The sequence below is a fragment of the Pseudoalteromonas sp. CR1 genome, from assembly GCF_019392235.1.
GTDB lineage: Bacteria > Pseudomonadota > Gammaproteobacteria > Enterobacterales > Alteromonadaceae > Pseudoalteromonas.
In genome coordinates this window covers 25,749-39,462 of sequence record NZ_JAHXRM010000020.1, presented here as the reverse complement: position 1 = coordinate 39,462, position 13,714 = coordinate 25,749, and the positions used below count along the sequence as shown (strand labels likewise).

General features: G+C 40.1%; 6 protein-coding genes. 1 reads left to right on the top strand and 5 read right to left on the bottom strand.

What is annotated here, in order from left to right:
- Positions 1-105: 105 nt before the first annotated feature.
- Positions 106-3,276 (bottom strand): DUF3857 domain-containing transglutaminase family protein, encoded by a 3,171-nt coding sequence (locus tag KZZ04_RS15900; protein WP_257903644.1) that lies wholly within the window; start codon positions 3,274-3,276, stop codon positions 106-108.
- A 504-nt stretch (positions 3,277-3,780) separates the two neighbouring features.
- Between KZZ04_RS15900 and fusA the strand changes: the two genes are divergently transcribed.
- Positions 3,781-5,865, top strand: a complete 2,085-nt coding sequence (gene fusA / locus KZZ04_RS15895; protein ID WP_058404706.1) for an elongation factor G — start codon at positions 3,781-3,783, stop codon at positions 5,863-5,865.
- Positions 5,866-6,017: 152 nt separating this feature from the next.
- On the opposite strand, the gene mdoH is transcribed toward fusA, so the two are convergent.
- The 4 genes from mdoH to hemB all read right to left on the bottom strand — a co-directional run bounded on the left by mdoH (position 6,018) and on the right by hemB (position 13,703).
- Positions 6,018-7,979, bottom strand: coding sequence for a glucans biosynthesis glucosyltransferase MdoH (gene mdoH / locus KZZ04_RS15890; RefSeq protein ID WP_219423153.1), 1,962 nt, complete (start codon positions 7,977-7,979; stop codon positions 6,018-6,020).
- Complete coding sequence (locus tag KZZ04_RS15885) at positions 7,951-9,570, bottom strand: glucan biosynthesis protein (protein WP_138530996.1); 1,620 nt, start codon at positions 9,568-9,570, stop codon at positions 7,951-7,953. Before KZZ04_RS15885 ends, mdoH begins: the two co-directional genes overlap by 29 nt.
- Before the next feature lie 259 nt (positions 9,571-9,829).
- Entirely contained in the window at positions 9,830-12,562 is a 2,733-nt protein-coding gene (locus KZZ04_RS15880) for an ExeM/NucH family extracellular endonuclease (RefSeq protein ID WP_219423152.1), read from the bottom strand.
- A 130-nt stretch (positions 12,563-12,692) separates the two neighbouring features.
- Positions 12,693-13,703 carry a porphobilinogen synthase gene (gene hemB, locus KZZ04_RS15875; protein WP_219423151.1) on the bottom strand — a complete coding sequence of 337 codons (1,011 nt, stop codon included), beginning with the start codon at positions 13,701-13,703 and terminating at the stop codon, positions 12,693-12,695.
- Positions 13,704-13,714: the final 11 nt, after the last annotated feature.

Genomic DNA, 13,714 nt, shown 5'->3' with positions numbered 1-13,714 from the left:
TATCTACCGTCACCGATATGAGCAATGTAGCAAGTAAAATAGTAGGGCGGTTACTTATCATCAACATCAAGGGGCGTTGCGGTTAATAACAAGTAACCATAGCAGTTAACGTGAGCCACACGTTGTTTCAGGGTCGAGAAACAAATTATTCATTCCGTTACAAGGCAGTATTTCGTCTTGTTGATAGTGATTATCAGTTAGATTTGCATGGCTGTCAACACTCAAATGCAAATAATTATCATTACCTTGCTGTGCGTTTTTTATTCTCTTAAAAATCGGTATGTTAGCGTTAAATAACAATTCTTTTTTATTTTCACTTAAGCGTAAATTTATTTTATCTACGAGCACTTCATCGAGCTTATTAAACCTGCTAACAATAAGTAAAAAGTCACTTCCATCTGTTTTCATTACTTTAATAGTGGTGTTATCAAGCTCAGTTTTTCCGTATGAGGTTTCTATTTTATCAATGTCATTAAAATGACTCAGGTCTGATTCAAGCTGTCCATCATCGTTTTTGTAGTAACTAAAAATATAATTTTTGGTGATGCCATTACCGTCATTGCGGTAATCAAATATTGCATCACTATAAAAATATAGGATCGTTTCGTTCTCGGGTGTTAAGCGATGTCGTTTTAAATAATGAGTTTGATAGGCCCATAAATTATCTCCTTTTATTATAGCGCTATTAGGTAAAATATTAGCTTCTTGAAGCACACCAAATAGTAATATTGGCGCAAGCGCTAGTGATATAAGGTATTGCCTGACTCGCCAGTAAGAGTTGTAGTGCAACGCTTTTTGGTTGGTGTTTGCATGCTCTATGTAACTCACTAATGGAAGCCATAGAAAAGGCATAACCAGCAATGCGATAGTGGCGTACTCTTCCATGCGGTAAACCAATGTGGTTGCAAGTATTAATAAAAATGAAATAGCAGCCCCCCAGCTAGGGATTAGTTTACTTTTATTTGACTGCAATTCACTGTGTTGTTTCAGTGCTTGATAAAGCGGGTAATACCATAAAATGGCGAAAATACCGCGGGCAATAGGCATTATGTTGGCATTGTTTTGTTGCTTTATAGCTTTGAAGTTACGGTAGCTCCAATAATTAATATAAATACCTAAGCTTAAAATGCTGTAAATAATAAATTTACTTACCGATACCGCGTAAAATGGGCTATTTTCAAAAGTAGGGCGCTTTGCGGATTCGAGTCGCCAATCTGCAAAGAAGAAAATAAGCAATAAAAGGTAACTGGCGAGTGCATATTTAAGCCAGTTACCTCCTAGGTTATCGAGTATGCCGGCCGTTGTTTGAGGTATTTCAGATTTGTCGGCGTACTTTAAAATTGAGTAGTGTGTGGCTGAAATAAGCTTGTTTCGTTGCGCTAGGTAATCGTTTATTTTATCAGCAGGTATATGGTCTTGTTTTGAATAAAAGTGGTAGCTTAGCGTTAAAACATTATCAGTAAAATTAACGGATGTTTTTAAGTAGAAGTAGTCGTTATCAATTTCGTCTTGGCTATTATCAAACGCCCAGTTTTTTTCTGTAAAATGAAGCTTTATGCGGGTATCAATTATGTTGGGGTATTCAAAGTAAAATGGGTCTGTGCGATCAGTTTGTTTTGGCTCGTAAACACTGTTTTGTATTTCAGAAGCGTAAAAGTCAGCTTCATATCCGTCACTGGTTTCTTCCCAAAATTGGCCAATAAGGTACGACTCCCTAGTAATAAGCTGGCCTGTTTGTTTTTCCTCACTTACCTCCATAGGCTTGTCGATTTTGAGCTCGTCAAAAAAATCTTGGTAGTATTCAAGGTATGATTTTGCAACGCTGTCTAGCCCGTTGCGCGCTAAATTACTTCTGCGATTAATAGCTTGAAACTCAGCATAAGAATATTCGGTGGTAAAATGGACAGGCTCTTTTACAGTATTAGGGATATAAAATTGATCGTTTACTATTACCTTTTTATGCACAGGCGTTTGTGCCATGGAGGTTAAGGTACTTTCGCCATTTTTTATAATAAGGGCATAACCGTAATCAGGTTGTGCTAAATAGGCAAGTGTACCTCGTTGATAACTAATGGTTGGATCCAACCAATAGCGTTTACCCTCGTGAGTAAGCGTAACAATAACGTGGTTAAAAACACTTGCGGTGGCCGGGAGTTCTATTAAGCGCTTTGTTTCTTCTGTGTCTACAAGGGCAGGATGCGCCTCTATTTTCATCGCTTTTAATAACGAAATAAGTAGAACTGTTTTGTCTTTACAGTCACCATACCGTAAAGATAGCGTTTCTGAAGCGGGTGTTGGCTGATGAGAATTAGTGCCCATTTCTAAGCCTAAATAGCGTATTTCGTCTTGGCTAAAGCGTAATGCTGCGGTAATTCTATCGGCTGCATTAGTATGCTGTGCCTGTATAGATTGTGCTACGGCGTTAATGCTATTAGGTGTTTCGATTGCCGATTTATATAGTGGTAATGCCCAATTAACAACCTCGTCCCAACGGCTATATTCAGAGAAGTAAACTTGCATATAAGGGTTGTACCATGTGGGTGTTTCAGAGTCTTGTGTGAGTAACGGTGCTTCAAACTCAGAAATAGAGTAGTCAGTACCGTATTGATTATTTGTTTGATTTATTTCGGCATTGCCATTCATTGTTCTTATATTAAGAGGTGTTTGCTTACCCCATAAAACACGCATGTTTTGTTGCACTACAGGTACAGACCATCTAAGAGTGCGCCGAGTACTAAATTTATTGGCGTAGATAGGGTTGCTGCCGATAACACTGTAGCTATAGTCGAGCATATCCCCGCTTCGCATATCGTCAACAATAATATTTAAAGACAGCCTACCGTTATAAATTTTATCAGCTAGGTCAGATTCGCTTTGGATAACCGACAACCTTGCAGTTGAAAGTTTATCGATGCGTTTGCCCTCTCTGAGGATAGAAAGTGTATGCAGGGTTAATTTTTCATAGCTTGGGTCAAAATCCAGGTTTAGTTGACTTATGTAGTCAACGCCACTTTGGTTAAGTGCTTGCATAACTATGCGTGTGTAACGTTGTTGCTTTTGACGTTCGGGGACATAGGTTTGGTTGTCGAGTAATAGGTAGAGTGTACCATCGCGCACTTTTGTCATATCACTTATCTGAGGTTGTTTTACGTCATGTAGGTTGACCCAATCACCAGGTACATCTATTTTATATTGCGTAGCATAAGCAGGTACATTAATCAGAAAAGAACTACATATTAGCAGCCAATAGGTAAAGTATAGAAATATCCGTTTCATTGTTAATTCTTATTATTTTTTATTAAAGCTATACCACTTTGGGTTCATATAGTGGCCTATTTTTAATCGATATTACCATATTGAATGAAATGTGAAGAGCTTTAGTATTGTATTATTTTTAAATGCTCGCTCTGCTTTGATTTTAATTAAATAAACCTTTCTTCAATGTGCTTGTGGGGGAATTTACGACTGTTTATTTATTCCTTAAAGGATGCAGCTACAGTAAAAATTATTAAAAATAACAATATGCTCGATGTAAATAAGGCCTTTTAAGTTACCATTACAAAATTAAAAAGCATTATTTAAAATGCAGTGTTTATGAAATAAAGCCTAACGTTTTTATTGGTTTATATAATAAACAGCGTGTTGTACCGTTAATATATTCTCTTTGCAAAAAAAATATAGTGAATTGATTGCATTTTAAGCGACTTCTATGGTGATGTTCGCTTTAAGTAATGCTATACTCCCGCCGAATAATTTATCGACTTTATTAAGAGTAAAATAATGGCAGATTTATCGAAGTACAGAAACATTGGTATTTTCGCGCACGTTGATGCGGGTAAAACCACTACTACTGAGCGTATCCTGAAGCTTACAGGTACTATCCACAAAACAGGTGAGGTTCATGATGGTGAATCTACTACCGATTTCATGGATCAAGAAGCTGAGCGCGGTATTACTATCCAGTCTGCGGCAGTAAGCTGTTTCTGGAAAGATCACCGTTTCAACGTTATCGATACTCCTGGACACGTTGACTTCACAGTTGAAGTTTACCGTTCACTTAAAGTATTAGATGGCGGTGTTGGTGTTTTCTGTGGTTCTGGTGGTGTTGAGCCACAATCAGAAACTAACTGGCGCTACGCGAACGAATCAGAAGTTGCACGTATTATTTTCGTAAATAAATTAGACCGTATGGGTGCTGATTTTTACCGTGTAACTGAGCAAGTACGTAAAGTACTTGGTGCAGTACCATTAATCATGACTTTACCAATCGGTATTGAAGATGACTTTGTTGGTGTTGTAGACGTATTAGAGAAAAAAGCATACGTTTGGGATGACACTGGTCTTCCAGAAAACTACTCAATCGAAGACGTTCCAGCTGACATGGTTGACAAAGTTGAAGAATACCATGAAATGCTTATCGAAACTGCTGTTGAGCAAGACGATGACCTAATGGAAGCGTACATGGAAGGTGAAGTACCTTCTGTTGAAGATATCAAACGTTGTATCCGTAAAGGTACTCGTGACCTTGCATTCTTCCCTACGTTCTGTGGTTCAGCGTTCAAAAACAAAGGTGTTCAATTAGTACTTGACGCTGTTGTTGATTACTTACCGGCTCCAACTGAAGTTGATCCTCAACCTCTTATGGACGAAGAAGGTAACGAAAACGGCGAGTTCGCAATTGTATCTGCAGACGAACCTTTCAAAGCGCTAGCATTCAAAATCATGGATGACCGTTTTGGTGCATTAACATTCGTACGTATATACTCTGGTAAGCTTAACAAGGGTGACACTATCCTTAATGCGTTTACTGGTAAAACAGAGCGTGTTGGCCGTATGGTTGAGATGCAAGCGGACGAGCGTAAAGAGCTTACTTCAGCACAAGCGGGCGATATCATCGCTATCGTTGGTATGAAGAACGTGCAAACTGGTCACACTCTTTGTGATCCTAAGCACCCAGTAACACTTGAGCCAATGGTATTCCCAACGCCAGTAATCTCGATTGCTGTACAGCCTAAAGATAAAGGCGGTAATGAGAAAATGGGTGTTGCTATCGGTAAAATGGTTGCAGAAGATCCATCTTTCCAAGTTGAGACTGATGAAGATTCAGGCGAAACTATCCTTAAAGGTATGGGTGAGCTTCACTTAGATATCAAAGTAGATATCCTTAAGCGTACTTACGGTGTAGATCTTATCGTTGGTCAACCACAGGTTGCTTACCGTGAAACTATCACTCGTGAAATCGAAGATAGCTACACGCACAAGAAACAATCTGGTGGTTCTGGTCAGTTCGGTAAAATTGATTACCGCATCAAGCCAGGCGAAGTGGGTTCAGGCTTCACGTTCACATCATCAGTTGTTGGTGGTAACGTACCTAAAGAATTCTGGCCTGCAGTTGAGAAAGGCTTTAAATCAATGATGCAAGAGGGTGTGCTAGCTGGCTTCCCAGTACTTGACGTTGAAGTAGAACTTTTCGACGGTGGCTTCCACGCCGTGGATTCATCTGCAATTGCATTCGAAATCGCTGCTAAAGGCGCTTTCCGTCAATCAATCCCTAAAGCGGGCGCACAGCTTCTTGAGCCAATCATGAAAGTTGACGTGTTCACGCCAGAGGATCACGTTGGTGACGTAATCGGTGACCTTAACCGTCGTCGTGGTATGCTAAGTGACCAAGAAGCTGGTTTAACAGGTGTTCGTATTAAAGCTGACGTACCATTATCAGAAATGTTTGGTTACATCGGTTCACTACGTACTATGACATCAGGCCGTGGTCAGTTCTCTATGGAGTTCTCACACTACGCACCATGTCCAGCTAACGTATCTGAAACGGTAATCGCTGCAGAAAAAGAGAAAAAAGCGGCTAAGTAATTAGTCTTTTAAACTCTAAAAAAACCCGCACATGTTGCGGGTTTTTTATTGGTTGAAAATTATTTCAAGTGACTTTTTTAATATATAGCTAGCGTTTATTTTAAGCAGAAAAAAAGGAGCTCTGAGTGCTCCTTTTTAGTGTTATAGAATGATTAAGTAAACTTTCTAATTAGCCTTGCTTTAAGGGTTTTGATTTTAAGCTTACGAACACGATGAAAGCGCTGTTCTGGCATTGTTGTTAATTGCTCTGCGGGTAGTATTGGTAAAGTTTCAGGGTATTGTCCTTTACTTGGTACTAATATGCTTTTCAGGTGCCCCTTAAGTGCAGCTAGCGTTTTATCGTTATCGACTTCACTCGGACATATAAATATACCTAGTTTTCTGAGTGCGATGCCAAACTCAATACTGCTAGAGTAACGAACAATAGGTGCTGCAAGTAGCAACCCTAATAAAATAGGGGATAACCACCAGAAAAATACAGGGGTAAAGTAATAAGCAATCCCGCCCCAAACAACTGCAACGACAGTTGAAAACAGTGTATAACCAAACGCTTCTTTCCACGACACCATGCGGCCTTCTCGCGGTTGAGCATCCCACGTTACTTTTTTACCTAAAAATACGCATATAACAAAGTAAGCATGAAAAACCATCATTAGTGGGGCCACTACAACGGCAAATATAGTTTCAATGACTGAACCAGCTATGAGTTTAATTGACCCACCAAAACGCTTGTTTCTATGTATTAAGGTGACAATTAAACCCATTAACTTAGGCAGTAATAAAATAACAATGGTTAGGTAAAGTAATGAATCAATTAAATCTGTTTTTGCAATCTGCCAAGTAGGAAATAATTGATAAGCACGGTTAAAGTACACATCACTATTAAGTGCGCGGGTAACGGCATCGATAGTACTTAATGCGAGCATTGACAGCCAAATAAGCGACGATATATATGCTGTGGCACCCAGTAAAAAATGAAACTTACTCATAAGCTTTAATTTATTTGATGACAATAAACCAAGGTGTTGAATATTGCCTTGTACCCATCGTCTATCACGAATTGCGTAGTCTAATATATTGCTTGGAACCTCTTCATAGCTACCTTCAATTTCAGATAACAGCAGTACATCCCACTCTGCTGAGTGAAGTAAAGAAGCTTCAACAAAGTCGTGGCTGAGAATTTCACCACCAAAAGGTGCATTTCCTTTTAACGTAGGTAAGCCACAACATTTTATAAAGGCATCGATTCTAATTATTGCGTTATGTCCCCAGTAATTAGCTTGATCGGTTTGCCAAAAAGCAGAGCCGGTAGCAAGCATTGGGCTGTAAAGCACTGATGCAAACTGTAAAAAACGGCCAAAAAAGGTATCTTGACGAACAGGAATAGGGATAGTTTGAATAAGGCCCGCTTGCGGGTTATTGAGCATGCTAGTTGTGAGCTCAAGCATACACTTGCCAGTCATTATACTGTCTGCATCAAGTACAATCATATGATCGTATTTACTGCCCCAACGCTCACAAAAATCTGTTAAGTTGCCTACTTTTCGATGTTTATTGTCTTCACGGCGACGGTAAAAAATATGTTTAGCGGTATCACCTAAGCGTTCACACAGTGCATGCCATGCACTGAGTTCATTGTTGGCTATTTGTGGGTCTTGTGTATCGCTTAGCAAATAAAAATCAAAGTGTTCAAGTTGTCCCGTTTCTTGAAGTGACGCTAGGCTTACTTCAAAACCAGCAATTACACGGTGTGTGTCTTCATTGTAAATAGGCATTACAACCGCTGTTTTTTGCTTAGCAATAGCTTGGGCGTGAATCGCGATTGGTTTTATGCGCTTTAAGGTAAGTGGATCGATACGAAATAGCTGTAATACAAACCCTATTGTACCGCTACAAAAGGCCGTCACTATCCATGCAAATGTAATTGAGAATAAAACAAGTAGTGCATACTCAAGTGGGGTCATGCCGTTAGAGTTAAGTATGTCGAACATGATTGATATGCCATAGCCTGATATGAATATAGCGGCAATTGCAAAAAGCCATATGCGAGCTGTTTTAAACGGCATAGGTGTTCCTTTGTTTTGCTTACTTGATGTCATTTGGATACCAAACATAGCTCCATACCTCACTAATTTCTTTATTACGTAGTTTTAACGATAAGCGCATATCAACCGGACTGTCATCTTGTGGTTCAATTTTAAAAGCAACACGCCAGCCGTACCCTTCAGGTAACTTTTGAACGGATACATCGCTTACTTCACCTGTGGTAAGTTGAATATCGGCATCTAACTTAAGTTGCTCCGAGAGAGCATCTAGAGCAGGGCCTGAAAAATCAACAGTGAATTGACGATGACTTTGTGGTGGCGGGTTTTCTTCACCCGGCAAGGCTGCACTGCCGATACGAGTACGAACTACATGTGCTTTTTCATGTTTGTTTAAACTGCTATTAAACGTACTCATTGTGTAGCTCAGCTGTAATGAATCACCTGCTTTAAAGGGTTTTTCTGGTACCCAGTAGCTAACAATATTGTCGTTTGTTTCAGTATTAGTTGGAATTTCGACTAGCTCAACACGGCCATTACCCCATTCACCCAGAGGTTCAATCCACAAACTTGGGCGATCATGGTAATGCGCCTCTATGTCAAAGTAGTTATTAAAGTCACGGTCGCGTTGTGCAAGCCCAAAGCCTTTAGGGTTTTCATATGCAAATGACGTAACACTTAGTTGCGATGGGTTATTTAGTGGGCGCCATACCCATTTATCATCCTGTGATTGAGTTAACAAACCATCAGAATCATGTACCTCAGGGCGGTAATCATCAAAAAACTTAGTACTGTTTTCACCGTGGTAGAACATGCTGGTTAGCGGTGCTATGCCTAACTTTTTCACGTCTTTACGGGCAAATATTTGCATGTCTATTTTAACGGTTGTGTTGGTAGTGGGGTCAATATTAAATTTATAAGCACCAGATACTGATGGGCTATCAAGCAATGCAAAAAGTACAATATTAGTTTGCTCTGCTTTAGGTTTTACTAGCCAAAACTCTTTAAACATTGGGAACTCTTCGCCAGACGCGAGCGCTGTATCAATTGCTAAACCGCGAGCTGAAAGGCCATAAACTTGGTTTGGGCCGACAACACGAAAATAAGACGCTCCTTGAAACACCATAATTTCATCTTTATATTTATCAGTATTTAAAGGGTAGTGAAGTCTAAACCCTGCATGGCCAAGTTGTGTGTTGGTCATGCTTTTAGTTAACTCATCCTTTAGTGGTGCGCTTGTCCCATCGTAATTATAAAAGTCAGTATTAAAAGGAAGCCTGCTGTGTGTTGAGTCGCTATCAACAGTATTGATTGTCACCGGTGTTTTGTACAAAAAACCAGGATGAAATAACTGTAATTCATACAAACCATCATCTTTCCAAACAGCTTGATTTTGCTTAAAACGAATGGAGCGGTAATCTTGATAATTAATGTTATTTAGTGAATCAAGTTCAATATTGTTAGGGGCCTTGTAGTCTTCACTGGCTAATTTTTTTGCACGTGCACTGATCACATCAAATAAACTACTTTGTGAAATAGAGGCTTTGGTTGTGCTTGCTAATACTTGGTTACTAACTGCACATGTTGAAAGTGCAATAAATAAACCCAAAATCGATTTAGTATGAGACTGCCATCGTGTTGTTAGTTGGGTAAGTTGCTTCATTTTTCCTTCCTTTATGAAAACGGCTAGGTCACATTTAAAAGTGATTTTTTTACTTAATGGGTAAGCCTAAATTAATATTTAAATTTGATGTTAAGTACTGACTTTGAGGGGGTCGCAAAGTTGTATTCAATAAAAAATTAAATATGTTTACCTAACACAAAAGATATTAAGGGAGGATAGCTGAAGCTTGTCTGAATTATTTTTACAGAGGAATAAAAAAAGCCGCAAGAGCGGCTTTTTGTTAATTACTTTATGTTACTTATTTCTTTTTAAAGCGACGCACAATAGAAAGTGGTGCTAAAAGAAGAGACAACCAAAGTAAAGAGCCTGCATCGTTATCATCATCTGAACGTAAGTTGTTTACTTTTACAGCAGCTTTTTCAGCTTTTGATACGTTACCAACACTATCTTCTACTTGTACAGTAAACGTGATTCGGTTTTCAAATTCATAATCAATTTCACCAGCAACAATTAGCTGACCTTGATCATTGATTGAGACACTATCGTTCTCAGATATGATGAATTTAACAACAGGTGAATCTTCAGGATTCGGATCTGCGTAATCAAGCATACCAATTACGGTACCTACAGCACTGTTTTCATCAATAGAGAAAACTTGATCTGGAGCAACAACAGGGGTTTGCTCTTCTGGTGTAAGTACAATTTCAGATTTGATATCAACAATCACTGGATCATGATCAGACGCGCGGTATGCACTTTCTGAGTAAAGCGTTGACTGGTGACCTTCGCTCTTAAACTCTACATTGTAATCAAGTACGATAGGCTCGTCGGCATTGATGTGCCAATCTTTAGCTGCCACGACTTTGCTAAGTAAAGACTCTGTAGCTACAGCGTGGTCAAGACTACCAGCACGGCCAGAGAAGCTGTAAGAGTAAGCTAGTGTGTTACCATCAAGCTCAGCCACAACATTTTTGTAACCTTTTTCGTCAAATTTGCGAATTGGATCTTCCATCGCGTAGGCGTTCATATCACCCACTAAGATAATATCTTCGTCGTCTACACCTGTTGGTTTACTATCTAACCAATCAGCAAATGCGCTTGCACCTTCTGTACGGATTTCATTCCAACATGCTTGCCCATCGTTTTGATCTTCATTAGCGCCACTTGCACTACCACAACCGCCTTTTGATTTTAAATGGGCGACTGCAACAGTAAATACTTCTTGCGACTCTAACGATTTAAAGCTTTGTGCGATAGGTGTGCGGTTGCTGAAATCAAATGGTGCTGCAGTTGTAATAGCAGCAGTACCTACTTCTTCAACTTTATTTGCGCGGTAAATAAGTGCAGTTGTAATTGCGTCAGTACCTACTTGGTTAACATTAAAGTCTACAAAAGCATATTCGTTTGCACTGTCAGCATCATTCAATGCGTTTACTAAACTTGCAATAGCACTAAACTCACCAAAGCCATCGTTTTCAATTTCCATTAAACCAACAACGTCAGCCTGCATTGCGCTAATTGCACTTACTAACTTAGCTTCTTGGCGAACCAACTCTTCAAGTGAGTCAGCACCACGGCTAGTTGGGAAGCCAGCGCCTTGGCCGTCACCATTGAAGTAATTTAGAACGTTAAAGCTTGCAACACGCAGGTCTGCATCAGGGTGTAATTCAGGTGCGTTCTCACGTGGGTTAGTTGCGATAAACTGCGGTGCAACTGTTGGGTGAATACGGTATGTGCTAAAGCTGTACGCTAATGCACCTGTTACGCTGTTTACACTATCGCCCGTACGTAATGTATTTTCTGCTGATAAACCAGGAGTCGGGTAAGCAGTAGGATCTGAGTTTTGAGTTGTTGAACCGTCATCAACTAAGATTTTTTTAGTTAAGTTTTCTACTTCAACAGCGTTAGCTGCATCGCCAGGCATAGCAATTTGGGTGCCTTGGTATAAACGTTCAGTTGCCAGCTCAACTTCACCGTAACGGCCTAAACCAAAGTTATTTGTCACAACTAACTCTTGGTCTAAGGTAACTAGCATGCCTTCAAAGGCCTCTAAATCATCTTGGCTTGCTAAAGGTAAAGAAATTTTAGTAGCGCTTACTGATTGACCCGTTGCACATACAGCAACTTGAACAACATCAGAAATTTGCGTTGAATCGAAGTACTCATCAACTGTACCCTGAACACGTACGTGATCGCCAACGTTTACATCGGTATCTGCAAAGTAAACAAATACACCCTCAGAAGTTAGTGGATTTGTATCCTCATCAGCGGCAAGTGAAGTTACAAAGAAGCCTTTAAGTTCATCATCGCCTTGGAAGTCGGCAGTAACGATACCTTCTAATTCTACTAATGTATCTACTAGCGGGCTTTCGTTACCTTCGCCTTGAATAGCGCTAATTAGCGTTTTATCAGCAGCACATACGATTGGCTCAATTGGATCAGGTTCAGGATCTGTTCCGCCACCATTACCCGCGTGAGAACCTAGGCCAGTAAATTCATTCTGATCGAACTGGGTCCATTCTTCGCTAGGGTTAAAGCTTGCATCTGGAGTGACACGACCAGTTACTATTCCATCTTTACGTCTTAACGTTTTGTTTGCGGTTTCTACACCACCCTCTGACCAAGATGAGCCAGGATCTACACCTCGCTGGCCGAAGCTGTCAACAACAGTTGTGCCTTGCATTAAAACTAGAGCATCATCACCATTAAAGTTTACAACTGAGTCAGATAAATCTGCTTTTGAAATAAGGCCTGCATCAGCTCTTGAGTCAGCATTAACAATAACATAAGTGCTATTAGCAGCGAGAGTACCACTTAACGTTAATTCAGTAGAAACAGTGCTAGAACCATTAGAGTAGCGCTGTAATGTATAATCACCTAGAGAGATGTCTGATGATGATGTGTTATATAGCTCTATCGCTTTATTATAGCCGCTGCCTTCAACATACTCAGATATGATTAAGTTGGCGGACGCTGGTGCACTAAGACCTGCTAGTACAAGCGCCAGTGGCGTTATTTTTGTTTTTAACATTTTTTATTATTCCCGTGTATTTAAATCCCAAAATGGGACACCAGTTTAGAGAATCTAAATGACAAAAATAATACAATTATGTTAATGAATGTAAACAAAAAGGCGGTTTAACCGCCTTTTTATCAATTACTTACTTTTTAGTGAGGTATTGCGCGGCTTGTTTGGCAAAGTAGGTTAATATTCCGTCAGCTCCTGCGCGCTTAAAAGCAAGTAAAGACTCCATAATTGTGGCCTCTTCACTTAGCCAACCGTTATCAATGGCGGCTTTGTGCATTGCATATTCTCCGCTGACCTGATATGCGAAAGTAGGTACACCAAATTCATCTTTTACGCGACGTACTATATCCAGGTAGGGCATGCCGGGTTTAACCATCACCATGTCGGCACCTTCTTGCAAATCAAGTGCGACTTCTCTAATTGCCTCATCAGAGTTAGCAGGATCCATTTGGTAGTTTTTCTTATCGGCACCTTTTAAGTTACCTGCTGAGCCAATTGCGTCTCTGAAAGGGCCGTAATAGCTAGATGCATATTTAGCCGAGTACGCTAAAATGCGAGTGTGTATAAACCCGTCTGCTTCGAGTGCTTCACGAATAGCCGCTATTCGGCCATCCATCATGTCTGAGGGGGCAATAACATCAGCCCCAGCGTTTGCATGTGACAGGGCTTGTTTAACTAATATTTCAGTAGTTACATCGTTTATTACATAGCCTGTATCGTCAATAATACCGTCTTGCCCATGTGTAGTGAAAGGGTCTAATGCACCATCAGTAATAACCCCCAGCTCTGGGAAGGCTTCTTTTAAAGCGCGAACAGTCCGCTGTACTAAACCATCGTCATTATAGGCTTCTTCGGCATGGAGTGATTTTTTATCTGCAGGTGTTACCGGAAAAATAGCAATGGCCGGAACGCCCAAATCGGTAAGTTCTTGCGCTTCTAATAAAAGCTGATCAATAGATAAGCGCTCAATACCGGGCATTGATTCAATGGATTCACGGCGGTTTTTACCTTCCAGCACAAAAACAGGAAAAATGAGGTCGTTAACAGTAAGTTGATTTTCGGCCATTAGACGACGAGAAAAATCATCGCGACGCATTCTGCGCATACGTGTGTAGGGGAAAAGATCTAGTCCAGATTGGGCCATATTGCTATGCT

What these genes read in the sequence shown, in the direction of transcription:
- KZZ04_RS15900 (WP_257903644.1), bottom strand. Translation starts at nt 3,276, where the DNA reads ATGAAACGGATATTTCTATACTTTACCTATTGGCTGCTAATATGTAGT.
- KZZ04_RS15885 (WP_138530996.1), bottom strand. Translation starts at nt 9,570, where the DNA reads ATGAAGCAACTTACCCAACTAACAACACGATGGCAGTCTCATACTAAA.
- KZZ04_RS15880 (WP_219423152.1), bottom strand. Translation starts at nt 12,562, where the DNA reads ATGTTAAAAACAAAAATAACGCCACTGGCGCTTGTACTAGCAGGTCTT.
- fusA (WP_058404706.1), top strand. Translation starts at nt 3,781, where the DNA reads ATGGCAGATTTATCGAAGTACAGAAACATTGGTATTTTCGCGCACGTT.
- hemB (WP_219423151.1), bottom strand. Translation starts at nt 13,703, where the DNA reads ATGGCCCAATCTGGACTAGATCTTTTCCCCTACACACGTATGCGCAGA.
- mdoH (WP_219423153.1), bottom strand. Translation starts at nt 7,979, where the DNA reads ATGTTTGGTATCCAAATGACATCAAGTAAGCAAAACAAAGGAACACCT.